Origin of the sequence: Enterococcus sp. AZ109 (assembly GCF_051714625.1) — a bacterium.
GTDB lineage: Bacteria > Bacillota > Bacilli > Lactobacillales > Enterococcaceae > Enterococcus_A.
This window is the reverse complement of sequence record NZ_JBIOSF010000001.1, coordinates 2,147,019-2,170,696: the sequence shown is the minus strand read 5'-3', so window position 1 is coordinate 2,170,696 and position 23,678 is coordinate 2,147,019. Positions and strand designations below refer to the sequence as shown.

Annotated in this window: 22 protein-coding genes; 4 read left to right on the top strand and 18 right to left on the bottom strand. The window is 43.6% G+C overall.

The genetic code is table 11. The annotated features are described in order from the left end of the window. Positions 1–165: 165 nt before the first annotated feature. The 10 genes from IGI42_RS10365 to IGI42_RS10320 form a co-directional block, all read right to left on the bottom strand. Positions 166–1,851 carry an allophanate hydrolase gene (locus IGI42_RS10365; RefSeq protein ID WP_438715776.1) on the bottom strand — a complete coding sequence of 562 codons (1,686 nt, stop codon included), beginning with the start codon at positions 1,849–1,851 and terminating at the stop codon, positions 166–168. A 3-nt stretch (positions 1,852–1,854) separates the two neighbouring features. Further along, on the bottom strand, positions 1,855–5,478 hold the full coding sequence (gene uca / locus IGI42_RS10360; RefSeq protein WP_438715775.1) for an urea carboxylase: 3,624 nt from the start codon (positions 5,476–5,478) through the stop codon (positions 1,855–1,857). Positions 5,479–5,482: 4 nt separating this feature from the next. After that, positions 5,483–6,196, bottom strand: a complete 714-nt coding sequence (locus IGI42_RS10355; protein ID WP_438715774.1) for an urea amidolyase associated protein UAAP1 — start codon at positions 6,194–6,196, stop codon at positions 5,483–5,485. A gap of 2 nt (positions 6,197–6,198) precedes the next feature. Then, entirely contained in the window at positions 6,199–6,855 is a 657-nt protein-coding gene (locus IGI42_RS10350) for an urea amidolyase associated protein UAAP2 (RefSeq protein WP_438715772.1), read from the bottom strand. Between the two features lie 12 nt (positions 6,856–6,867). After that, positions 6,868–7,665 (bottom strand): ABC transporter ATP-binding protein, encoded by a 798-nt coding sequence (locus tag IGI42_RS10345; RefSeq protein WP_438715771.1) that lies wholly within the window; start codon positions 7,663–7,665, stop codon positions 6,868–6,870. Between the two features lie 11 nt (positions 7,666–7,676). Beyond that, positions 7,677–8,486 (bottom strand): ABC transporter permease, encoded by an 810-nt coding sequence (locus IGI42_RS10340; protein ID WP_438715770.1) that lies wholly within the window; start codon positions 8,484–8,486, stop codon positions 7,677–7,679. Positions 8,487–8,570: 84 nt separating this feature from the next. Continuing rightward, positions 8,571–9,635 (bottom strand): ABC transporter substrate-binding protein, encoded by a 1,065-nt coding sequence (locus tag IGI42_RS10335; RefSeq protein WP_438715769.1) that lies wholly within the window; start codon positions 9,633–9,635, stop codon positions 8,571–8,573. A gap of 26 nt (positions 9,636–9,661) precedes the next feature. Further along, positions 9,662–10,015 (bottom strand): P-II family nitrogen regulator, encoded by a 354-nt coding sequence (locus tag IGI42_RS10330; RefSeq protein WP_438715768.1) that lies wholly within the window; start codon positions 10,013–10,015, stop codon positions 9,662–9,664. A gap of 12 nt (positions 10,016–10,027) precedes the next feature. Then, the gene (locus IGI42_RS10325) at positions 10,028–10,354 is read right to left on the bottom strand and encodes a P-II family nitrogen regulator (protein ID WP_438715767.1); all 327 of its coding nucleotides are present in this window, start codon (positions 10,352–10,354) and stop codon (positions 10,028–10,030) included. Between the two features lie 357 nt (positions 10,355–10,711). After that, positions 10,712–11,875 (bottom strand): MFS transporter, encoded by a 1,164-nt coding sequence (locus IGI42_RS10320; protein ID WP_438715766.1) that lies wholly within the window; start codon positions 11,873–11,875, stop codon positions 10,712–10,714. 187 nt (positions 11,876–12,062) lie between these two features. Here IGI42_RS10320 and IGI42_RS10315 point away from each other — a divergent pair, with 187 nt between their 5' ends. From IGI42_RS10315 to IGI42_RS10300, 4 genes are all read left to right on the top strand, one after another. Further along, positions 12,063–12,737 carry a response regulator transcription factor gene (locus IGI42_RS10315; protein WP_438715765.1) on the top strand — a complete coding sequence of 225 codons (675 nt, stop codon included), beginning with the start codon at positions 12,063–12,065 and terminating at the stop codon, positions 12,735–12,737. Then, the gene (locus IGI42_RS10310) at positions 12,734–13,645 is read left to right on the top strand and encodes a sensor histidine kinase (protein ID WP_438715764.1); all 912 of its coding nucleotides are present in this window, start codon (positions 12,734–12,736) and stop codon (positions 13,643–13,645) included. Before IGI42_RS10315 ends, IGI42_RS10310 begins: the two co-directional genes overlap by 4 nt. Positions 13,646–13,730: 85 nt before the next feature. Next, on the top strand, positions 13,731–14,393 hold the full coding sequence (locus IGI42_RS10305) for an ABC transporter ATP-binding protein (RefSeq protein WP_438715763.1): 663 nt from the start codon (positions 13,731–13,733) through the stop codon (positions 14,391–14,393). A 12-nt stretch (positions 14,394–14,405) separates the two neighbouring features. After that, positions 14,406–17,006: an ABC transporter permease gene (locus IGI42_RS10300; RefSeq protein ID WP_438715762.1), complete on the top strand. Its 2,601-nt coding sequence runs from the start codon at positions 14,406–14,408 to the stop codon at positions 17,004–17,006. Positions 17,007–17,169: 163 nt separating this feature from the next. Here IGI42_RS10300 and alsE read toward each other — a convergent pair whose 3' ends face one another. The 8 genes from alsE to IGI42_RS10260 all read right to left on the bottom strand — a co-directional run bounded on the left by alsE (position 17,170) and on the right by IGI42_RS10260 (position 23,669). Next, positions 17,170–17,865, bottom strand: coding sequence for a D-allulose 6-phosphate 3-epimerase (gene alsE / locus IGI42_RS10295; protein WP_438715761.1), 696 nt, complete (start codon positions 17,863–17,865; stop codon positions 17,170–17,172). Positions 17,866–17,889: 24 nt separating this feature from the next. Next, positions 17,890–18,990, bottom strand: coding sequence for a PTS fructose transporter subunit IIC (locus tag IGI42_RS10290; protein WP_438715760.1), 1,101 nt, complete (start codon positions 18,988–18,990; stop codon positions 17,890–17,892). Between the two features lie 13 nt (positions 18,991–19,003). Further along, positions 19,004–19,333 carry a PTS fructose transporter subunit IIB gene (locus IGI42_RS10285; protein ID WP_438715758.1) on the bottom strand — a complete coding sequence of 110 codons (330 nt, stop codon included), beginning with the start codon at positions 19,331–19,333 and terminating at the stop codon, positions 19,004–19,006. Between the two features lie 23 nt (positions 19,334–19,356). Next, positions 19,357–19,806, bottom strand: coding sequence for a PTS sugar transporter subunit IIA (locus tag IGI42_RS10280; protein ID WP_438715757.1), 450 nt, complete (start codon positions 19,804–19,806; stop codon positions 19,357–19,359). 15 nt (positions 19,807–19,821) lie between these two features. Further along, on the bottom strand, positions 19,822–20,139 hold the full coding sequence (locus IGI42_RS10275; protein WP_438715755.1) for a PTS fructose transporter subunit IIB: 318 nt from the start codon (positions 20,137–20,139) through the stop codon (positions 19,822–19,824). Beyond that, a complete protein-coding gene (locus tag IGI42_RS10270; RefSeq protein WP_438715754.1) occupies positions 20,136–20,564 on the bottom strand; it encodes a PTS sugar transporter subunit IIA in 429 nt (142 codons plus the stop codon). The genes IGI42_RS10275 and IGI42_RS10270 overlap by 4 nt, the downstream gene beginning before the upstream one ends. Beyond that, on the bottom strand, positions 20,554–22,044 hold the full coding sequence (locus IGI42_RS10265; RefSeq protein ID WP_438715753.1) for a BglG family transcription antiterminator: 1,491 nt from the start codon (positions 22,042–22,044) through the stop codon (positions 20,554–20,556). Before IGI42_RS10265 ends, IGI42_RS10270 begins: the two co-directional genes overlap by 11 nt. Positions 22,045–22,433: 389 nt before the next feature. After that, entirely contained in the window at positions 22,434–23,669 is a 1,236-nt protein-coding gene (locus tag IGI42_RS10260; RefSeq protein WP_438715752.1) for an MFS transporter, read from the bottom strand. Between the last annotated feature and the right edge of the window lie 9 nt (positions 23,670–23,678).

Here is a 23,678-nt window from a genome sequence, read left to right as displayed (position 1 = left end):
GGATAATATTATATTTATTTGATCAAAAAGCCGAATGTACAAGAAAAGCTGCGCAAACTTGCTCACACTAAAACTCAGATCTTACATTTTCTTTACCACAGAAAAAAACCTAGAAAAGGAGACCCTTCACTAGGTTTTATTCGTAGACAACTAACTTTCCTCAAACTACAGCTGCACACCCAACTGATAATTCCGCCACGAACCGTATTGGGTAATATCCTCCATCTCCTCTTCAGGAAGGTTTTGACACACAAAGCCTAGCTTTTCTTCCCCATTTTCTAGCCGAATTTTACCAATGCCTAATGGATGGGGAATCGTCTGGATAAAGCTGCTTAATTCTTGATTGGGCAATTTCCAAACTTCTACTTCAATTTCCTCACCCTGATTTTCATTTTTGATAATGCCCGGCTTGCGCGGTTCGGTGTCTAACGCATACAAGCGATAATCATCGGAGGTTCGGGTTTCGTAATGGAATTCACCACCGCGCGCCAGTAATTCTTTTTCTAAAGGAAACCCCCGCATGTGCAACCCGCAGACCACTAATTCGGTTTTCTGAGCTTCTTTTTCGATTTCCGCCCCGTAGGATTTTAACAACGGTTCATCTTCCGGAACGGTAAATAGCGTAATGCCAAAAGGCAAAGCAGTATCGACGGGCGCTGGCACTGCCAGCGCACTCAAGTCCAATAGGTTGCAATGATTGGTGTACAATCCCATCTGGCTGTTAGTAAAGATTGGATCAGCCAGCACCTGCTCAATCTGCCAAGTTCCCGTACAGGTTGGCAGCAACAGGATGTTCCCGGCTAGTTTCTTTTTCAACGTTTTCTCGACTCGCTGACAAAAGTGCTGGGCTTCAAACAACTGGTTCGCTGAGTAAGCAATTTGACGAGCTTGAGTCAAAATTGTCTGCAGCGGAGCGACGATTGCTTCCGGTTGTACATCCGCAAAACTCCCGATCGCCACATCCCGCTCAACGACAAAAGGCCCTTCATACAATGACCGTGCAACTTGTTGGATCTCGGTCATGTCAATAATTTCGACAACTGCTTTTTCTTTAAAGTACGCAGCGGTTTGCTTCCAGGCCATTTCGTAAAGTTTGGCATAAGGGCCGAAGAATTCCAGCTTGTCTGGCAAGAAAATTTTATGCGGTACTTCTTCATTAGAGTTGCTACCGTTTTCTGACACCTGCTGATCGATCAAACAAATATCTTCCATTGTATTGGCGAAGACCGAAACACAATCGAGGGATTCACAAGCTGGAACCACTCCTTCAGTGGAATAACTGCCTAATGCCGCTTTGTAGCCGATAATATTGTTCAAAGCTGCTGGTACTCGTCCTGAACCCGCTGTATCGGTGCCCAACGAAAAGCAAACCTGACCTAAAGCCACGGCCACTGCTGAGCCGGAACTTGAACCCCCGCTGATCAATTCGGGATTCAAGGCATTTTTGGTCGCACCATGAGGAGATCGTGCCCCCACCAGCCCGGTCGCAAATTGATCCAGATTGGTTTTGCCAATTGGAATCGCACCGGCGTCAATCAACTGCTGGACCACTTGAGCCGATTTTTTAGGAATATAAGAAAATTCGGGACACGCTGCTGTGGTGGGAATACCCGCCAAATCAATATTGTCCTTAATAGCAAAAGGGATTCCCCATAAAGGCTTGTCCTTCAAAGAGCATTTCTCCAATTGCTGAACGTACGCCATGATTTCTGATTTTTTCAATAACCGAATCCAAATATTGTATTCTTCATATTCTTCTGCTAAGGCTAAGGTTTGATCAATCACCTCTTCAATCGTAAAGGCGTCACGCCGATAGCCTTCTTGTAATTGCTGAATAGTTAATTTGTTCATCCACTAGACCCCCTCAATAAAGGCTAATGATTCGCCGGAGCGCAAAATGTCGCCCTGTTTAATCAAAATTTCCGAAATCGTCCCGTCACATGGTGCATTATAGGAGATTTCTGTTTTCATACTTTCGGTGACAATCATTGGTTCCCCGCTTTTAACAAAGTCGCCTTCGTCCACTAAGATCTTCCAAACACTTCCCGGAATCGAGCATTTCAAGACTTCATTGTTTTCTGGAACAGCCAAGGCGGCCTCGGTCTTTTCTTCCATCACTTCCGGCACAAATTCCAACAAACCTTTTTTGCGCCAATCTTCTCGTTCTACTTCAAAGGCGGTTTGCTGACGGACTTTGGCTTCGTGAATTTCGGTGTCGTGTTTTTCCAACTGTGCCAAGTATTCCTTGATCGAAAATTCGGTTTCTTCAATTTCTAATTCATACTTGCCTTTAAGAAAATCTTTGCGGTATTGCAGCAAGTCTTCTGGTGAGACTAAGAAAAATTGCAGCTGATCGAAGTAATCCAAAAGCCACGGCTTTTCCTTGTTAAAATAATCGGTTTCTTTTTGCAAATTCCACATTTGAATTGTCCGACCAAACAGCTGATAGCCACCAGGTCCTTCCATCCCATACACACAAAGATAAGCACCGCCGATTCCTACTGCATTTTCAGGTGTCCACGTACGGGCGGGGTTGTACTTAGTCGTTACCAAGCGGTGCATTGGGTTAATCGGTACGGCCACAGGAGCACCTAGATAAACATCCCCTAGACCCAACACCATATATTTAGCCGACAAAATCGTATCCTGAACCGTTTGTTTATTTTTCAACCCATTGATGCGGCGGATAAATTCGATATTATCGGGACACCACGGTGCATCTGGTCGCACATTGCCTTGATAACGTTCCATCGCCTTTACCGCTTGAGGATCGTTCCAAGAAAGCGGCAGCTTCACTACTCGTGATGGGAAGACCGCATTTTCTAAATCGGGTAGTTGGTTGTCCATTGTTACTACTTTCGACACAACTTCAGGTAAAGTAATTTTTTGTGTATTCACATGAATTTGCAGACTGCGAATCCCTGGGGTTAAATTGATTATCGGAAGATCGCTCTCCTTTAACTCGCGATAAAGGGCATGAATGCGGACCCGTAAAATAAAGTCCAATGCCATTTCGCCGTACTCCACCAATAAATATTGGTCACCAGATAAACGAACCGTTAAATCAATCCCTTCAGCATTTTTTCCTTGATAGAAAATCGGGTAATCCGGTTTGCCAGCCAGCTCAGCCGTTTGATGTTCTTTGGCATTGCGGTACAATTGCTCTAAGGTAGTCGTGCTTAATGGCTGCTGCAGCAAGTTTTCTTGTTCTGTGTTCAACGCGTTTGCCGTTTCAATGTCAACTAAACGAAATTGCAGGGTATCTCCGGGTTTTAATTGACCGATTTTCCAGAGGTCGCTGGTAATGACCGTTGCCGGGCAGACGAACCCACCCAAGCTTGGACCATCAGGACCTAAAATGATCGGCATATCTCCGGTAAAATCGACCGTCCCCACCGCATATGCATTATCATGGATATTCGATGGGTGCAAGCCTGCTTCGCCACCATCTTCCCGCGCCCAATTTGGTGTAGGTCCGATCAAGCGGACCCCAGTTCGAGAACTATTGAAATGGATTTCCCATTCGGTTTCACAGCATTCTTGTAAAAAGCTGGTATCTAAGAATTCTTCGGTACAATGAGGCCCCGGTGTTACATGGAGCAGCCAGTTTTTACCGGTTTTCGTCAATTCAAAAGGAGCGGTAAAACTTGGAGTTGCTGCCGCTGCTGATTCCGGTAAAGCATGGAGTACATCCCCCGTCTGCAACGTTCGGCCATTTTTCCCGCCAAAATTGCCTAGGGTAAAGCAGGAAGCACTACCTAAGACTTTTGCTGCACTAAACCCATTCTTAACTGCTAAATAAGTCCGCATCCCGGTAGTCGATTCACCAAAGCTTAATACCTGACCAGCTTGCGCTTTAATCGCTTGATACATCGGAATGTTTTTACCGTCTAGTTGGGGTTTCAGATTAGCTCCGGTTAAAGCAAACTCCAGCTCGCCACGGAACAACCATTTCCCACCTGCTAAGGTCAGCTCGATTACCGGTACTTCCACTGGATTGCCTAAAAGCTTATTGGCTAAACGTCCCGACAAAGCGTCCATCGAACCTGATGGTGGTACACCGACGCCCCAATACCCTACGCGACCAGGATAATCCTGCAAGGTACTGTGCAAGCCACCCTCTAAAACTTCCAAAGCCGGAACAGTAATCGTCATCTTTTCTAAGGTTTTCGTTGTCGTATTACCGCTTATTACTTGGGGCTGATTCAAGACTTCTTGTAGGAAGTATAGGTTGGTTTCAACTCCGTGAAGCTGCGTTTCGGCTAAGCTTTCTCGTAAAGCAGTTAAAGCAACCTCACGAGATTCACCTTTCGTGATGATTTTTGCCAGCATCGGATCATAAAAAGGACTAATGTCTAAGTGATCGCTGATAAAGGTTTCGATTCTTGCCTGAGCACTCCAAATTACTTCATCAATGTGACCAATGCTAGGACGGAAATCATGATAGAAATCTTCTGCATAAACCCGAGCTTCAAAGCTGACTCCTTGAGGTACTAACGCTACTGTATTTAACTCCGGAAATTCGTCGGCTGCTTCCTTAATCATCCACTCAACCAGATCAATTCGGAAGACTTCTTCCGTGATCCCATGTTCCACTTGCAGACGCGTGTTGACTTCTAAAAAGTAAAAGTTCTCAGTCGCCACATCGTATAAGAATTCCACTGTACCAACACTGCGGTAGCCTACTGATTTCCCTAGTTTTTCGGCTGCTTGATGCAACGCTTGACGGGTCTTTGGAGAAATGCCAAAAGCTGGACATTCCTCAATCACTTTTTGATTCCGGCGTTGCAAGGAACAATCTCTTTCGCCCACTGTTACTAACTCGCCCGCTCTATTTCCAAAAATTTGAACTTCAATATGTCGGGCGTTTTCCACGTATTCCTCCAGAAAAACACCGCCATTACCAAAGTTGGCTTCTGCTTGGTTCACTACTGAATCAAAGGATGCTAGCAGCTCTTCTTCCGAGTGACAAATCTTCATGCCAATGCCCCCGCCGCCAGCGGTACTTTTCAGCATGATGGGATAGCCGATCACTGCCGCTTCTTTTTTTACCTGCCACTTATATTGCAGCAAGTCGGTTCCTTCAATCATCGGAACATCGGCTTTTTTAGCATATTCTCGGGCCAAATGCTTCATCCCGAATTCGCGAATGTGACGACTCTCTGGACCAACGAAGACAATATCGTTTGCCCTGCATTGCTCAACAAAGTCGGCATTTTCACTTAAAAAACCATAGCCGGGAATAATTGCTTCAGCACCGCTTTTTTTGGCAATCGCCAACAGCTGGCGAGTATCCAGATATGTTTCGTTAACGGTTTGACCCTCTAGCAAATAGCTTTCATCAGCCAGTTCCACATGTAGACTCTTTTCATCCGCCTCGGCATAAACCGCAACGGATGCAATAGACATTTTTTTCAGTGTTCCAATGATTCGAACAGCGATGGTGCCACGATTTGCGATTAATACCTTTTTAAACATCTAATCACCCTTTTATTTGATTTTCGGCCAAGTTATTTTCAAAAGCCCGTGTATTTTCGCCACATTTGGTTACCACTGGATCTAGTAGATCGGCTGGGGCTCCTTCATAAATTTCCAACAACACTTCTCCTTGGGGATAGTCCCGTGTAGGATTCAGCGGATGCGGTGTATTGGATAAAACCATCAACACCGGTGCATCCGTTCGTAAAATGACTTCCTTGTCCAAGGTATTCTCTGTTTGATACTCAAGCTTTCCACCATCAGAGGCGATAACTTTTGAGAACAAATTCACTACCGCTGATAGGTCGCGTTTGCCTAGCCCCCGACGGAATAGTTCAATCGAAAAATTGTCATAGCTGTTGCGAGTCCGGGCATTGCGTTCCTTCTGATAGGTAGATTCACCGTACTGCGCTTGAACTTTGCGTTTAATTGTGTGGCCGCAAACGGTATCGTGCCAGCCATAGGTATCTTTGAGCATGCTCAGCAGCATCTTGCCGTTGTCGCTCATTAACAAATCGTTTTTAGTTAGGAAAAAGGTATGCTGCGCCTTCAAAGAATCCGGCATGTTGTATTTTTCCTCAGGATGTTCCCCATGATAGGCGCCCATCACTACATTGCAATCTTCAGCTTTGGCAACTAGTCGAACCCATTTTCCCGCTCCGATATATTCAGACCACTTTTCACCTGATAATAATCTCTTCGTATATAATAGCTTCATGCTTATTCCCCTTTCCAAATCAACACATCAATCGGTGTTGGGTTGTAGTCATTACATGGATTGTTCAACTGTGGACAGTTACTGATCAACACAATCACATCTTCTAAGGCTTCCATTTCGACATAATAGCCTGGCCCAGAAACGCCATCTTTAAAGTCTAGCTTTCCCTCCGGATCAACTGGTACATTCATAAAGAAATTAATATTCGGGGCTAAGTCTCTTTTGGTAAAAACATAAGGTGAGGCATAATTACTCATCTGCAGCATGAAGGTATCTCGGCAAGCGTGCATGTGAACCTTTTCCCGTTGGTAACGTACGGTGTTGCTTTGGCAAGAACAAGCGCCACCAATCGTATCGTGCTGACCGCAAGTATCCGCAGTAATCTTCAGCATTCCCCGTCCGGACTCACTCATCAACACGGTGCCTGTGCTCAAGTAAAGACTCGCCTGCTCCTGAATAGTCATCGTCGCACTGTAATGATCGGCTGGATCGTCCGCTAAAAAGAACAACGTATCAGCTGCTTGATTACCTGCCTGATCGACAATCCGAATCGTATCCCCTTTTTTAATTTCCTTCATAAAACCGTCGCCGGCTAATACTTCTTGTTTGTAGTCAGAATTTTCTGATATTTTATCGCTCATAGTTGGTACAAATGCCATGTTCGCTCCTCCTTAACTGTGAATGATCTGATCGATTTTTTTCTTTATCTCAATAAATTGTGGTTCATCCTTTAAGCTCAAGCCTCGTTGATAAGGCAAATACACCGGCAGGGTTTGTTTAATTTCGCCGGGTCCCGCACTCATAATCACCACTCGTTGACCAAGAAAGGCCGCTTCTTCAATATCATGGGTGATGAATAGCACGGTTGGCCGTTCCACTTCCCAAATCTCCCGCATCAACAGCTGCATGTTGCTTTTCGTCTCTGGATCTAACGCCCCAAAAGGTTCATCCATCAGCAAGATTTCAGGACTGTTCGCCAATGAACGCGCAATCGCTACCCGCTGCTTCATCCCACCAGAAAGCTCTTTCGGCAAGCTTTTGCGGAATTTTTCTAAGCCAATAACTTCAATATAGCGATCCACAATGTCTTTGATCTCGCCTTTAGACTTTTTGCTAATCTTCAACCCAAAGGCAATATTTTCCTCAACAGTCAACCAAGGAAACAAGGAGTAGCCTTGAAAAACCATTCCGCGGTCGGCTCCTGGGCCGACTAGCTCTTGGTCGTTTAACACGATACTGCCGGAACTGAATTCCTCTAGCCCACCTAGTATCCGCAGCAAGGTTGACTTGCCGCAGCCAGAAGGGCCTACCACACACAGAAATTCATTATCTAAAATTTCTAAATCGATATCCTTTAACGCCAATACTTCACTTTTTTTGGATGCATAAATTTTATTTACTTGCTCAAACGATATTTTGCTATTGGCAATTTTTGCTTCTAAGCCAAATTCTCCAGTAATTGCTGCCATCAGTGAACCTCCTATTCTTCTACCCAGCGGAAGAGTACTTTATTCAATAAGCCAAACAAGCGGTCAGTAATCAATCCTAAAATCCCGATAACTAAAATCCCCATGAAAATGGTGGACGTATCCAAAAAACGTTGGGCCTTCAAGATGTTGTAGCCTAAACCAGAATTGGCTGCTACTAGTTCAGCTACCACTAGATAGGTCCAAGCCCAGCCCATGATCATCCGTAAGCTTTCCATTAACTTGGGTAACATCGCTGGAATAATCACTTTAAAAATGACCGTGGAGGATTTCCCTCCTAATGTATAAGCGGCATTAATTAAATTTGAGGGCACGCTTTTCACATTGTCGGCTACCATCGGGATCAGCTGGAATAAAATTCCCAGCAGAATAACTGCCACCTTGGCATTTTCACCGATTCCCACCCAGACCATAATTAATGGTACAAAGGCTGGAACTGGCAGGTAACGGAAAAACTCAGTTAAAGGTAAGACAAAGGCTTCAATCTTGGAAAAAGAGCCAACTAAAATCCCGATTGGCACACCAATGATCATCGCCAGTAGAAAGCCCTTCATGATCCGTGAAAAACTAATCCATGCATCGGCTGCCAATGAACCATCTTGAACACCATTGATGAAAGATTCAATGACGGCTGCAGGTGTTGGTAAAAAGATCTGGCTCACCATACCACTAGTACTAACTACCTGCCACACTCCTAAAACTAAAATGAAGGCGCAGGCAGCAATAATGGAATATTTTTGTTTAGAAATGCCTTTTCTAAGTCTAATTTTGGTTCCGGTTCGTGATGGAAGTCGCATATCCATCCAATCGCCTCCTAAACGTATGTTTTAATGATTGTCCCCGAACGCTCCTGCTTGGGGAAGTGTGTTTAGCAGGAGCGATTCAGTCTATTCCGCTTGCGTATCCGGAACTACCATATCCGGATTTTCTTCGTATAATGCATCGATATAGGTTGAATCAAAAATACTTTCAGGATCTGACAATTCATCCGATACCATGCCTTGATCTAATAAGAACGCTGCTGTTCGTTCAGCGGTGTAAGGCAAGTAGGTATAATCTTCTGCTTCTTCGTGGAAGGCTGCATAGTTATCAGCAATTGAGAACAACCGGGCTCCTTCCATCGCAACCGCCATTTCATCGGTACTAATACCTGCCTGCTCTGCCATGAATTCTAGTGCTTCAGCTGGTTTTTCATTATAGGTTTGCATTCCTTCAAAATAAGCAGTCACAATTTTCTGAACGTCTTCCGAACGATTGTCTAAGATATCGCCGCTGATCATCAATGTATCTGGGATTAACCCCGGTGTTTCAGAAGAATCGAACAGTAAATTCGTATCTCCTTCAGAAGCTGCATAGCTTAATGAAGGCTCCCATAAGCTGGCAGCATCCACTTGACCAGAAATTACCGCCGGTCCGGCATTTTCAACGGTCATATTGGTTAGCTCAATATCATCTTCGGTCATACCTACTGTTTCTAACGCATTCAATAGGAAGAAATGTTCAATCGTTCCTATTTCGGTAGCGACGGTTTTGCCTTTTAATCCTTCCAATGAAGTGATATCTCCTTGAGATACAATTCCGTCAGCGCCGGCTGAGTTGTCGTTGATCATAACCACTTTGAAATCAACGCCGCTAACCGCAGGTGAAATCGTGTCACTTAAAGCCGCACACACCCCATCGATCTGACCACTGTTAAAGGCTTGCAGCGAGTCACTATAGGTATTGAACCAAACCAGTTCAACGTTGACATCGTTGTCTTCAAAAGCACCAAAGCCTTGGACCGCATACCAGGTATACCAGCCAGGAAAAGCACTTACTCCGATTTTAATTGCATCATCGGCTGAGTTGCTGTCACTAGAGTTTTCAGCGGCTCCTCCGCCACTGCCTCCGCAACCCGTCAATAGCAGTACCAGTAAACACATCATCGTTAAATAGCTCATTAGTTTTTTCATACACGTACACTCCCCATTTTTTATGCTTATGCTAATGCTTCAATTCCTGTTTCCTGTGTGCGAATACGAATCGCACCTTCTAATGGTGTCACAAAGATCTTCCCGTCCCCTTTGTTTCCGGTTTGATTCACTTTCAAAATCGTTTGGATCAAGCGATCAACATTTTTTTCTTCTATATAAATCTCAATAATTCGCTTGCTGACAAAAGAACAATTCTTAACTTTACGATTGGAACTCATATCGCTGACCGCATAATTTTGCTGCTCTTTCCCCCGACCCAACACGCGATACGTGTTCAACGAAAAGAAATTTTCACTTAACAAGGCAGCCTTGGTTTCGTAATACTTATTATCCCGAATAATGATCGTTACTAATTTCATAGGTCTCCTCCTCTAAAGCATCTCTACGCCGCTACTGACGGTTACCGCTTTTTCAACGGGTAAAACAAAGATTTTCCCGTCACCGAATGATCCTTCCGAACCTGAGCGGCAGACCTTTTGCACAATATCAATCACTGCTTTTTCATCTTCATCTTCAACGACTAAAACGATCGTTTCTTTGGGAATCTCATCATAATAGACATCGCCTAGTTTCAATCCTCGCTGTTTGCCGCGACCTAACACACTGTAGCGCGTTGCCGAAATAAAACCCGCATCGGCTAAATCATTTAATACCTCATCTGCTTTTTCTGGTCGAACCACTGATTTGATCATTTTCATACATTATCCATCCCTTCTGAGTTAAAAAAAGACTGGTGGCCTCTCGCACTCAGAGGCCTACCAGTGCTAAGCGTTCTCCATATGAACCATCCACCCCGGCAGGTGAATGCTTCTGGATATTTTTTATTATCATATACGGTTCCGATAGATTTTACAATAACTTATGTTATATTTTCTGACATAGACCAAAACTTTTTCTGAAAAAAGGACAATCCGTGTTAGGAAACATGACACAGAAACTTCTCTTCACTCCAAAATCACATAAAAAAACGGATTTACTAAAGGTTATTGACACCAACCCTTAGTAAATCCGCTCATTAAAATCTCCAGTTACGCTAAAATCAACAATTGAACCCTTTAACTTTTCAACCGATTCAGCTTCTCTGACATCACCAGCATTAATAAAGCCAACAGCAATAAATAAATGGGATACAACCCTAAACTGATTTTCTCAGCAATTAGACCAAACAACGGTGGCATGAAGGTAGTGCCCAAATAGGCGCTGGCCATCTCTACCCCGATCACTGCCTGGGAATGCTCTTTGCCAAAGTTTGCAGGTGTCGCATGAATGATCGCCGGATAAATCGGCGCACAACCAATCCCGGTCAACACTAGCCCACTCAAGGCAAAAAGATCAACCGGTAAAGGCAGGAATATCAGCAAAATCCCCAGACTCAACAGAAAAAGTCCCAAACGAATCAACTGCTTATCCCCCAACCGATCCGAAATAAAGCCACATAAAAAACGGCCAAAGGTAATCCCTAAGTAAAACAAAGAAGCAAAACGAGCGGCAGTTTCTACCTCAATCCCGCGAAATTGAACCAAGTAGCTGCTCGCCCATAAGCCGGTGGTCATCTCCAACGCACAATAACCAAAGAAGGTCATCAGGACAAACGGGACGCCTTTTATTTTCAAAATCTGCCCCAGCGACAATGCTGGACCTGCAGAAACAGCGCTGACCGCATCATTATTTTTTTGCTTGTTCCACAGAGGAATACTAAAAAACAAAGCAATCGTCAAAGCCAATTGTAAAACGGCCACTAAGAGATACCCTAAATTCCAACTATGATAGTGCGCCAAACCAAAGCCCATGATATAGGGACTAATAGATGCGCCCACACCCCAAAAACAATGCAGCCAGTTCATATGCCGCGATGCGTAATGCACGGCGACATAATTATTCAGCGCGGCATCAACTGCCCCGGCACCTACACCATAAGGAATAGCCCACAAGCACAGCATCCAAAAGGCCGAAGCCGTTGAAAAACCAAACAACGCCAAGGCAGTCGTCAGCACACTGATCGCCGTTACCCAACCGGTCCCGAACTTGCGCGTCAATCGATCCGAAAACAAGCTAGAGACAATCGTTCCTCCCGCAATGATCATCGTAACCACACCCACTGCTGATAAAGGAACTTGCAAGTCCTGATGCATGATCGGCCAAGCCGATCCAACTAGTGAATCCGGCAGCCCCAAGCTGATAAAGGCCAAGTAAATAATAACTAATAATAAATTGAACATGTCGTTCCTCCAAAACGTTTGTCACTCTAATAAGAAACACCTGCGACTTTTTCTTTCAGTTTATCATTTACCAGACGTCTTCGTTCACTTTTTTCAAACGTTGCCTGCGCTACTTGAGAAAAAGGCACTCGTGACCAATAAATGGATATGATATGCTAGAAGTACCCTACAATCAGGAGGTGCCGTTGTGAAAAACATTCTAATTTTAGAAGATGATCGTCCGTTAAATGACGGAATAAAGTTAGCCTTAGAAAATGCCGATTACCGCTTTTTTCAATGCTATAAAATCAAAGAAGCCAAAGAAGTGCTGCGGGAGGTTTCGTTGGATCTGATTTTACTTGACTTGAATTTACCCGATGGTCATGGTTTGGACTTTCTAAAAGAGATTCGTTCCGTTTCCAACACGCCGATCATTATCATTACCGCAAATAATATGGAAAGTGATACGATTATCGGCTTGGAAGCAGGTGCCAATGACTATATCACCAAGCCTTTTAGCTTAATGATTTTACGGGCTCGAGCAGCGGTTCAATTACGACAAAATCCCAAAAGCAATACCTTTTGTATCGACAACATGCAATTTGACTTCGATAAGATGCGTTTCATGGTCGCAGGAACACCGATCGAATTGAGCAAGACGGAACAACGGCTGCTTCACCTGCTGTTGAACAATCGTGGCGCAACCTTAAAACGCAGTGATTTAATCGATAAAATCTGGTCTGGAAATACCGAATATGTAGAAACTCACGCACTAACCGTTGCTATCAAGCGCTTAAGGGGGAAAATCGAACCCGATCCCAGCCGACCTATTTATATCAAAACCATCTATGGGCTAGGCTACTCGTGGGGTGGCACCTTATGAGTTGGTTCATTCCTTTTATACTAGCTAGTTCAGCCCTCATCCTATTGCTAGTTTGGTATTCCTTTCGACAACGGGAAAAAAAGCTGATCCGCTCCTTGCATACCCTGCTGGAAGAAGCTAAAAATGGCCAGTTAACCATTCACAAATTCCAAGAGGGCGACTATGCTTCTTTAGAAAACGACTTCTACAACTACTTAAAGCAATCCGAACTTTCGGCGGAGATGCTCCAAGAACAAAAGCAAGTAATTCAAACCTTGATTTCTGATATTTCCCATCAATGCGTCACACCAATTGCCAACATTCTGCTTTATGCTCAGCTATTAGAAGAAAAACAGACCGTTCCCCCAGCGGAAATTCGCTTAATTAGCCAACAAAGTCAAAAGTTGGATTTTCTGATTCAATCCTTAGTGAAGATGTCACGACTAGAAAGCGGAACGATTGCGCCAGTAACTAAGCAGCAACCTATCACACCACTTCTGCATTCGCTAGCCTTACAATTTCAGTCTAAAGCGGATGCCAAAGAAATTCGCTTAGCCATTGATCCAACCTCAGCCCTTGCCAAGTACGACCTAAAATGGACCAGCGAAGCCTTAGCCAATATCTTAGATAACGCAATCAAATATAGTCCTAATGGCAGTCAGATCGAGCTTTCCGCCGAGAGCTATCAGTTGTTTACCAAAATCGAAGTAAAGGATCAGGGCATCGGTATTTCTGAAGCAGAAATACCGCACATTTTCCAACGCTTTTATCGGAGTGCAGAAGCAGCTGAACAAGCGGGCGTTGGTGTGGGTTTATACTTAGCCCGCCAAATTGTTGAAGCACAAGGTGGATACATCAAAGTCACTTCTCAAGTTGGTGCCGGTAGTACCTTTGCTCTTTACTTACCCAATGAAATCTATCAAGACTGATACATTTCAGTTACTAGCTGGACACTTTTTATTGCTAAGATTTGTAGTGTAGAGCGCTCATACAACTTTTTCGGAGGTGACGAATATGAAGATTGTAAAAACAGCCGGCTTGGAACGAACTTTTGGCAAAGGGGATACCGCTGTTCATGCTTTACGGGGGATCGATTTGGAGATAACCCATGGGGAATTTTTAGCGATTGTTGGAACCTCTGGCAGTGGCAAGTCTACCTTGCTGCATATTCTTGGCGGGTTAGATCAGGCTACCCAAGGGCAGGTACTCATTCATGATACGAATCTAGAGAGCCTGCAGGATGAAGAATTGACTATTTTTAGACGGCGCAATATCGGCTTTGTTTTCCAGAAATTTAATTTGGTTCCCATCTTGAATGTTTGGGAAAATATCACGATTCCGGTTTTACTGGATCATAAAACGGTGGATGAGCCTTACGTTAATGAGCTGATTCAGCTTTTGGGGCTGACCGAAAAAATCAAGGCCTACCCGAATCAACTATCAGGCGGCCAGCAGCAGCGCGTGGCAATCGCTCGTGGTCTGGCGAATAAGCCGGCGATTCTTTTTGCCGATGAACCGACAGGAAACCTAGATTCGAAAACCAGTCAGGATGTCTTAAGTCTGTTGAAGGTTACCAGTCGTCGTTTCAAACAAACCATGGTAATCATTACTCACGATGAAGAAGTGGCCCAGTTAGCAGATCGCATCATTCGGCTAGAGGACGGGAAAATCGTCTAGGAGGGACGCGTTATGAACAAGCAAATTACGCGCCATCCTCTTGCGGGATTGACTTGGCGCTTTATCACGAGTTACCGAAAGAATACCTTGGCGCTGATTTTCAGTCTGGTTTTAGCGATTGGTCTAATTTTCAGTATGCTAACGCTGCTGCACACCAATCATCGCATCACTGCCAAGCAAAATTTATTTATCTATACGGCAATTGATTATGAGCTTACTGGTCTTTCCTCAGAACAGGTTCGCCAACTGGAGAAAATCGAAGGCATACAGCACCTCGGGGTCAGCCAGATGTTTTCCGAAACCATCGAGACTCCGGATCACCAGCAGGGGCGACTGCAAGCGGCGAATGAGACGGACATCTTAGCTGTTTCCACCTTGCTGTCGGGACGGATGCCGCAAAATAAACAGGAAGTGGTGGCAGAAAAATGGGCGCTGCTGAATCTGGGAATCAATCCTTTAGTCGGTCAGTCCTTTAGCCTTCCGGTTAGAGAACATCACGATTCTAAGGAGACCCAGCTTCAAACCTTTACTTTAGTGGGGATTATTAATGACCTAACTTTTAATAAACGAGCTGGGGTAGTCTCGTTAGTCACAAACTTAGACCTGTCTACCATAGAAGATGATTCATTGGTTGCTACCGTCACTTTTAAAGGCAGCAACAAACAAAAACAAATCGACAATATTCAAGCGAGTCTGCATTTAAAGGATAAACAAATCCAACACAATGTCTGGCAGGAAAATACCGATGAGCTGCTAATCACCGATTTTCAGGTAGGTGCACTACTAATCGTTATTTGTTCCTTAGTTATTTACGGGATTCATCGAATTGCCTTAATGGTGCGAAAAGAGCACTTCGGCGTGCTGCGGGCACTGGGGCTGACGGAAAGACAAGTTCGCCGGATCATTTTGAACGAACTAATCCTGCTGTTTTTTGTCAGTTTGCCGTTGGCTATACTGGTAGGCTGGCTGTTTTCCTACGGTGTTGCCTACTTATCGAAAGACTTGGAAAATCAAATTTATTTCTGGGGGCAAGCCGATCCCTTTGATTTAGTGATTCCCCTACTGCCGATTGCCCTTTGCTTGTTAGGGTTGTTGGTAGCTGTTTGGCTGATTGGTCTGATTGGCTCTCGCAACGTCAACAATGGGTCGATTACTGAGATCATTTTTGGCGAAAAGGATTCATCAGAAAAATCCTTGCAACTCATTCATTTGAAGGATAAGCCCAAGCTATTGAGCATCAGCCAGCAAATCGGACTAAAGTATGTTTTTCGCGACATCAAAACCTCGCTGTTTGTCGTCCTATCACTAGTCATGGCTTGTACTGTCTTTATCAGCTTAAGTTACCAAGCCGTTTTGGCGAAGGAACGACAGCAGATCCGACTGAACACTGATTTTTTCACGAGCGATTATCTGATGAGCACCTACAATGATCTGGACACTAGCTTCGGTATCCGCCAAAGCACCTTTGAAAAGATCAAAAAGGTTGAAAATGTTACCCAAATTGAAACCCAGGCTGCCCTGCCAGTGAAGGTTGTAGACACGGGCGTAACGCGCAATACTGAATTTTTCGATGTGAGGAACCACTATGTGCAGCGAGATTACGGCTTCTCCCTTAATGGTCAACAGTTGGGGGATACGGTTTTTCATACAAAATACAAAGGCTACAACCATACTGCCTTAAAAGAGCTGCGACGCTATCTCGTCAGCGGTGACTTTGATCCTGCCAAACTGAAAGAAAATGAAATCATTGTGGCTATGCCTACCACCAGTCAAGCTGGGCAATCAAAGGGGCTGACTGGCTTTTTCAAAACGGGACAGCCTGTGATGGACTATCAAGTTGGCGATCAGCTAACCGTTAACTATGTCAGTGACTTAAAAACAGCGGAGGACACCTACTGGCAAATGACGGATACAGGTCCCTATGTTGAGAAAAAGCTAAAAATTGTAGCGCTTGCCTATTACCCTTATATGCCTGAGGTATCTTTGCTGGAGCAAGCCTACCCGCTTTTAATCACCAGCCAAAAAAACTTTCAACAAATCGTGCCTGAACCAACCTTTGAAACCATTAATCTTACTGCCGAACCGGGAAAGACTAAACAAGAACAAGCCCAAATTGAACAAGAATTAATTGGCTTAGCAGTGGAAAATCAGCAAGTGACCGCCCGCAGCATGATCGAAGAAAAAGAACAGCTACATTCCATCTATCGTAAAGAAATGGTCTATGTTATCGGGATTGCCGCCGTCGTATTGATACTGGTCATTATGAACCTCAGCAAAACCTTCAAATACCGGATTGAAACCCGCAAAAGTGAGCTATTTTTACTAAAAGCTCTGGGATTAACGGCAAAAGAAACCCAACGCATGGTTATTTTCGAGAATTTGATGTTTGGGATTTCTTCGGTAGTGGTTGCTATTGGGCTTTCACTTCCGGTTACTCGCCTGCAATATCAACAGTCACAGATTTATCTACTAGGCAAAAGCTACGAATATCCCGTGATTCAAACCCTACTTTTGGTTCTTTTGACTTTAGGCTTTTGCATCCTCATCAGTCTGTTACTGGCAAAAGACTTGCACCAGTCAACTATCTTAGAGGAATTGGATAAGGTGGAGTAACGAAATTTCTCGGAGCTGAACACTTCTGTCACAACCTCAATTTTTGCTTCGTTCGACAAAGCTATTTTTTGAAGCCGGGCATCGTTAACACTGGTATTCCAAGCATTCCAATTGAGAAAAACTTATACTTTCACCTAAAAAAAACGAGGAAAAATCCCTCGTTTTAAGCATAAACTATCTTTTTACCCGTCATTTCTTCGTAATCCTTCACCATGATCGCCCATGCTTTGGCAATGTCTTCATCTAAACCGAAGAGCCCGCTGCGACCAACGATATAAATATCTGGTCCGGCTTCATCAATCCGTTTGAAGGATTTACGGTTGGAAGAACCATCCATCTCGATCACATACTTGTAGCCTTTTTCTTCTCGTAACGCTCTTAGTTCCACAATCTTATCCAACGTACTTTCGATAAACCGTTGACCGGCAAAGCCCGGGTCAATTGTCATAATCGTGATCTTATCCACCAATTCAATGTAGGGGAAGATGGTTTCAATCGGTGTTTCTGGATTTAATACGACACCTGCTTTCAAGCCCGCATCCTGAATTTGATCGATCAAACGGAAAGCCAGTCCGTCTAAAACTTCCGCATGCATACAAATCCACTCGCAGTTTAAATCGATTAATTGCTGTACCCAAAAGCTGGGATCAGTCACCATCAAGTGCGCTGACATTGGCAAAGCAGTGATCTTTCTTAATTCTTGAATGAACCATGGTGACAACGTGATATTCGGCACATAGTGTCCATCCATAATATCAATATGATAAGAGTCCACATGGTCATTTAAAAAGGTGATTTGTTCCTTGAATTTATCTAAATCCATGGTCATTAATGAGGGTGAAAATTCTACTTTGTTCATTAGGTTCCTCGCTTCAATTTTAGTTTAGAAAATTTGAATATCGTCCAAGCTGATCTCGTCTTCTTCTTTTTCTACCTGCATGGCCGCCTCTTCATCGGTTACGTTTTTCTTGATTAAGGCTAACGTTATACCAGTTACTAAGATGTTCACCACTAAGGCCATCACCCCTGCCATTGGTCGCGACATTGTAGGAATCATTAACACACCGCCAAATGGCACGGTCGCATCGGCACCTAAGATCATAGAAACTGCACCACCAGCGGCACCACCGACTGCGGTTGCAATTAAGCTGCGGGCGATGTCATTCATTACTAAGGGGATGACACCTTCAACGATATTAACCACACCCATTGGTACGGCTGATTTCAAGGTTTCCACTTCAACGGAAGTATAGATGTTCTTTTTGAATAATTTCGCAATGAAGAAGGCCAAACCAAAGCCGATTGGTGTTGCGGTATTGACTAATTGCAATGCTGTGATCGGGCCATTTAATCCTTCAGCCTGCATAGTTAATACAAAGGCGAAAACCGTTTTGTTGATGGGGCCGCCGTAATCCACACCACTTAACAAGCCAATCACTGCCCCAAATACTAACAATGATGAAGAACCTAACCCGTTCAAGAAGTTCGTTAGTAAACCGGTCAAAGCGGCAATTGGTGTACCAATGATGTAAACCATAACCAAACCGCCGATAATTGAAGTAAAGAATGGGATAACTAAGGTTGGCATTAAGCCTTTTGCCCAGTTTGGTAATTTAAGATGTTTGATAAGAGCCATTGCAAGATAACCGGATAAGTAACCACCTAAAATACCACCAATGAAGCCTGCGCCGATGGCATTAGCTGTCAAACCAACGACAAAACCTGGTGCAATCCCTGGTTTACCGGCAATCGAGAAAGAAATTCCGGTCGCAATAACTACTGGCAGTAAACCTAGACCAGCGCCACCCATTGTTGCTAATGAATCCCAGATTGAGAATTCGCCTTGAACTAGTTGTCCCTGACTTGATCCGCCAAAGGCCATCCCGATAGCGATTAAGAACCCAGCGCCACAAACAATCGGAATTAAATAAGAAATTGCTGTCAGCAAATGACCTTTAAGATTTAATTCTTTGATTTTTTTCATCTCTTTTTTCCTCCTAGCGTGCTTTTGTTTTTTCTTGTGCGATAACTTCTTGCGCTTTTTCAATCAATTTATTGGGTGATTTAACGGCAACTTCCGTTGGTACTTGGATGATGCGTTTGCCTTCAAAGCGTTCGCGGCCTGAAATTTTTACATCGACGGCTAAAATCACGATATCAGCTTGATCAATCTCCGCCTGGGTTAATTCATTTTCGATCCCGATGGTTCCTTGCGTTTCGACTTTCATGTTACAACCGGCTTTTTTTGCGGCATTTTCTAACTTTTCTTGAGCGATGTACGTGTGGGCAATCCCCACGGTACATGCTGCGACTCCGACGATATTCATAAATAATTCCTCCATTTTTTTACTTAAGCAAAAGCTTCGACAACATCCTGTGGTTCTTTAGCAAGCAGTAAATTACTTACTACTTCATCATTCCCTAATTTTCTGGCAAAGAGAGATAACAACTTCAAGTGGCTAGTAGCACCATCATTGTCATTGCCTACCGCAAAGAGAATAATCCCGCGAACTCCTTTGCCATCTAATGATTCCCAGGGGATCTCTTCATTGTTAATCCCAATCGCTACCCCAATTTTATTCACATACTCGCTTTTTCCATGAGGAATGGCGATATAATTGCCAATTCCAGTTTGTCCCTCGGCTTCACGGGCATAAATATCTTTAATAAAGCCTTCCACTTCGGAAATATAGCCGCTTGCCAATAATTGATTGGCTAAATCTCTCAACGCTTCATCTTTAGTTTGGGCATTCATGTTGGTTTTTACCGTCTTTAAATCGACAATATCTGTTACTTGCATGTTGGTTTCCCTCCTTTAATTACTTTGTTTTGCCACTTCTTGGGCTTTTTCGATCAATTTATTCGGTGATTTTACGGCAACTTCGGTTGGTACTTGGATGATGCGTTTGCCATCAAAGCGTTCGCGGCCTGAGATTTTTACATCGACTGCTAGAATCACGATATCGGCTTGATCAATCTCCGCTTGGGTTAATTCATTTTCGATCCCGATGGTTCCTTGCGTTTCGACTTTCATGTTACAACCGGCTTTTTTAGCGGCATTTTCTAGTTTTTCTTGAGCGATGTACGTGTGGGCGATCCCGACGGTACACGCTGCGACTCCGACAATATTCATGAATGATTCCTCCTAATTTTTTGGTAAAATGCTTCAGGGTCTTCTTCTATTAAAAGCTCGGCTAAGTAATCTTCATCCGCCAAAGTTCTGGTAAACTGACTGATGGCTACTTTGACCGCTTGTTCTTCGTTTTGTTTCAAAATAATCACAATTGCCAGTTTTACTATTCCGGTTGCTTCATCCCAGTTCAAAGGTTCATGGAATTTAATAAACAGAACCTGACTAGCTTGCACCAACTCACTTTCTAAGTGAGGTAAAATGATTTCCGGGGCAATCAAGGTGCTGCCCACCTCTTCACGTTTCAGCAGCAAATCCACCAGCGCCGCCTGTTCATCAGTATTCACGTGATGAGCAATGAAAGCGAAGACTTCTTCTTTGGTCTTCCACTCACTAGTGAAAAAGACTTGAAAAAAATTATCGTTCATCGTAAATCTCCTCAATCTTCCTTTGCAAACGGTGCTGATCATCTGGCGTAAACATGGCACTAACTAACAAAAAGTGCAGCGGCAACTCTTCCTTTAATTGAATCGTGGATAAAATTAAATCCACCCCTGGATATTTATCCAAGAAATGTTGGGAATCTCGTGAGGCAATCACATCGACAATTTCCAACTCGGGAAATTTCTTTTCTACTTTGACCTTCAACAATTCCGAAGTACCTAGACCAGTGGTACACATAATCACAGTGCGTATCGGCAATTGATTGGTTTCAATGATGCGGGCAAAGTACAAGGTGATAAATCCGTTTTCATCTTCATTTACCGCTGGCAAGTGAAATTCCTGACAAACCTCATCTGAAACTTCAGCCACATAAGTGAAAATTTCTTCATAGGTCATTTTGATCTGGTTTAACAGACTGTTTTTGACCCGAATTTGATGTTCCAGTCGATTCAGCATCGGCTTGATGTGGTTAGCTAAATCAAGAAAAATCGATTCTCCTTTGATGGGAATATTCAAGCGTTCACTCATCCCATCCAAATAGGCTTGAGTAATCGTTGCGACTTCCGATGAGAATTTGGTTACTTTACTGATCGCTCGCTGCGTTCGCGAAGATGTCAGGTACTGGTATAAATAGTAGACTTCTGCTTCCGGCAAGGAATCATGCAAGTAATTTTCGACATTAGCAATTGCTGCTTGGGCCACTTGGTAAAGAGCCGCATCTTGCTGCATCTCTTCCTTTTCCTTTTTCGTCAAACTGCTCAAATCAGCGGTAGAAAGCTTACCCACCTTGCGCAGCCGACTGATTAAAATATAAAGATGGGAAAAAATATTGACATTGTAAGGATAGGGAATGGTCGTCTCCAACTGATGCTCAATAATTTTGATTTGATCCAAAATGAACAACACATCGTAACGATTAAAATTCAGCTCCTGATTATGCTTCAAATCATTAATATCAATGATGTCGTGCATTTGAATCAGATCCGCAATTGCTCGCCGGATATTTCCTTCCTTTCCTAGTACCGCTAACGTTCGTTTTTTACGTTCCAGCTTCAAATCGTAAGGCTGAAGCTGTTCCGCAATCAGCTGCTCATCGCTGAAAATCACCGAATCACCGACAAAATATTCTTCAAATAAGTTGTAGACATTTTTTGCTTGGGGGGCAGACAACAATAGCTCTTCGGTTACCCGATTGCGACGTTCAGTTGGCGAATATTGACTTCTTTGAGCAGGTACTACATTTTTCTGACCGATGTACTGCTCATAGTTTAATTTGTAGCCTCTCCCTTTTTCAGACGCGATCACATCACCCTCTGCGCTATCGCCATTAATTTTTTTAATTAAGCGATAGACCGTCTTTTGCGATAAGCCCAAAAACGCGGCTAATTCTTCAGCGGTAACATAATCTTGTCTTTTCGATAGAAGCAGCAACAGCCTTTGTTCGCGATCTTTTTTTGATCCCATGGCTATCATCCTCCCCTTGTTGTATTTATCATAACTGATATTTCGGAAAACGCTTCACTCGCTTTTGACCGTTGCAACGGTCAAAAATTTACAAGCTGTTTATTCATTATAGCCAATCGCTGAAGTCTAGGTAGAAAAAATAAACCTGCCTTCACTTCCAAAATGGGAGGTGAAGACAGGTTTATTTTAAAGGTTTAATAATCGAAACGATTAATTAACACGCCATCTTTCCTAATCTCACTGTGCTTTATTTTTCTAAAATCAGTTCCGCAGCACAACGCTTCTCGATAGGTTTGACAGTTTTTGATAAGTTGCTTGCCTTGTCTAGTGACTTGCTTAACCACGTATTTTCCTTTTTCCAACGGCTAGTCACAACCTTTCAACCAACCCTAGCGTGTAACCGACTTGATGGAAAGAATCGATAGCCCACCGACCATTGAACAAATAAAGGAAACAATAAAGATCGCAGAAAAACTAAATTGCGAGATAACAAAAGCGGCTAAAACTGGCGCAATTGCTTGGGTAATCGTGTTGCCCAGATTGTAAACACCTAAGAAAAAGGCCACGCGTTTTTTGTCAGGAATTACTTCCAGATTCAGCAGATTATCCAATGAATTCCAGATTCCCATCCCTAAGCCAGCCGCAAAACCGTAAATCAAAATCCCCACATCGCTTTGCAAGAAGAACATGCTTAACGCACCGATTCCTAAAGAAATCGTGGATAAGCCCACTGGCAGCTTCAACAGTTTGTATTTATCCGAAAACGGTCCAGCAATAAAGCCCATCGCAATCCCGAATAGCAGCATAATCGTATTAATTAACTGAATCGATTGTTGGGTATCTGTTGTTCCTTTTCCTAAGAAGTCAGTCATAATAAATAAAAGATAGCCGGTAACCGTGAAGTTTCCTACTCCTTGGAACAGTTTGCCAATCAGAGCTAAGTAGTAATCTCGACCCACTGACCAGCTAGGGAAAATCGTCAACGCTTCTTTAAAGGAAGTCTTTTCTTTCTTTTTAGGAATACTGATTTCTTCATCAAGATTAGACGGCTCACGCACAATAAGCGCAGCAATCATTGTACCAATAAAAGTTAACGTGCCAAAAATAACGAATCCTAAGCGAAATTGCCCCAAAAACATGGCCGCAAAAATGGTAAAGCCGTTATTCCCTAAAGCCATACCCAGACCACCATAAGCACCCGATGCAGTCCCGCGCCCGTTTTCCGGCGCTAAATCCAGCCAAGCAACCATTGGCGCCACGATAAAGTTCAAGGCAACTTGCCCCAGCATCCAGCTAGCCAGTAAAAAAGGAATCCCATTTGCCAAAGAAGCGAGAATCATCGCCAACATGAAGACCGCTGCTCCACCGACTAACCAAGGCGTCCGCTTGCCAAAACGAGAGCGCGTACGATCGGATAAGTAACCTGCCACCATATTAGAAACCGCTGCTACTACCATCCCACAGGTAGAAAACAATGCGACTAGTTGAATTTTATTAGCCGCATCAATTTGCTGGATCATTGCCGGTAAAAAGAGACTCGAAGCGGCAATATAGGGTCCCAGCCAAGAAGCTGGTCCAATAATCAGTCCTGGTACCAAACGTTTTAACGAAACTGTTGCATTCATTTATTTTTT

Bases quoted from the DNA above. Each gene is read 5' to 3' on its own strand.
- IGI42_RS10365 (WP_438715776.1), bottom strand. From the start codon at position 1,851: ATGAACAAATTAACTATTCAGCAATTACAAGAAGGCTATCGGCGTGAC.
- uca (WP_438715775.1), bottom strand. From the start codon at position 5,478: ATGTTTAAAAAGGTATTAATCGCAAATCGTGGCACCATCGCTGTTCGA.
- IGI42_RS10355 (WP_438715774.1), bottom strand. From the start codon at position 6,196: ATGAAGCTATTATATACGAAGAGATTATTATCAGGTGAAAAGTGGTCT.
- IGI42_RS10350 (WP_438715772.1), bottom strand. From the start codon at position 6,855: ATGGCATTTGTACCAACTATGAGCGATAAAATATCAGAAAATTCTGAC.
- IGI42_RS10345 (WP_438715771.1), bottom strand. From the start codon at position 7,665: ATGGCAGCAATTACTGGAGAATTTGGCTTAGAAGCAAAAATTGCCAAT.
- IGI42_RS10340 (WP_438715770.1), bottom strand. From the start codon at position 8,486: ATGGATATGCGACTTCCATCACGAACCGGAACCAAAATTAGACTTAGA.
- IGI42_RS10335 (WP_438715769.1), bottom strand. From the start codon at position 9,635: ATGAAAAAACTAATGAGCTATTTAACGATGATGTGTTTACTGGTACTG.
- IGI42_RS10330 (WP_438715768.1), bottom strand. From the start codon at position 10,015: ATGAAATTAGTAACGATCATTATTCGGGATAATAAGTATTACGAAACC.
- IGI42_RS10325 (WP_438715767.1), bottom strand. From the start codon at position 10,354: ATGAAAATGATCAAATCAGTGGTTCGACCAGAAAAAGCAGATGAGGTA.
- IGI42_RS10320 (WP_438715766.1), bottom strand. From the start codon at position 11,875: ATGTTCAATTTATTATTAGTTATTATTTACTTGGCCTTTATCAGCTTG.
- IGI42_RS10310 (WP_438715764.1), top strand. From the start codon at position 12,734: ATGAGTTGGTTCATTCCTTTTATACTAGCTAGTTCAGCCCTCATCCTA.
- IGI42_RS10305 (WP_438715763.1), top strand. From the start codon at position 13,731: ATGAAGATTGTAAAAACAGCCGGCTTGGAACGAACTTTTGGCAAAGGG.
- IGI42_RS10300 (WP_438715762.1), top strand. From the start codon at position 14,406: ATGAACAAGCAAATTACGCGCCATCCTCTTGCGGGATTGACTTGGCGC.
- alsE (WP_438715761.1), bottom strand. From the start codon at position 17,865: ATGAACAAAGTAGAATTTTCACCCTCATTAATGACCATGGATTTAGAT.
- IGI42_RS10290 (WP_438715760.1), bottom strand. From the start codon at position 18,990: ATGAAAAAAATCAAAGAATTAAATCTTAAAGGTCATTTGCTGACAGCA.
- IGI42_RS10285 (WP_438715758.1), bottom strand. From the start codon at position 19,333: ATGAATATCGTCGGAGTCGCAGCATGTACCGTGGGGATTGCCCACACG.
- IGI42_RS10280 (WP_438715757.1), bottom strand. From the start codon at position 19,806: ATGCAAGTAACAGATATTGTCGATTTAAAGACGGTAAAAACCAACATG.
- IGI42_RS10275 (WP_438715755.1), bottom strand. From the start codon at position 20,139: ATGAATATTGTCGGAGTCGCAGCGTGTACCGTCGGGATCGCCCACACG.
- IGI42_RS10270 (WP_438715754.1), bottom strand. From the start codon at position 20,564: ATGAACGATAATTTTTTTCAAGTCTTTTTCACTAGTGAGTGGAAGACC.
- IGI42_RS10265 (WP_438715753.1), bottom strand. From the start codon at position 22,044: ATGGGATCAAAAAAAGATCGCGAACAAAGGCTGTTGCTGCTTCTATCG.
- IGI42_RS10260 (WP_438715752.1), bottom strand. From the start codon at position 23,669: ATGAATGCAACAGTTTCGTTAAAACGTTTGGTACCAGGACTGATTATT.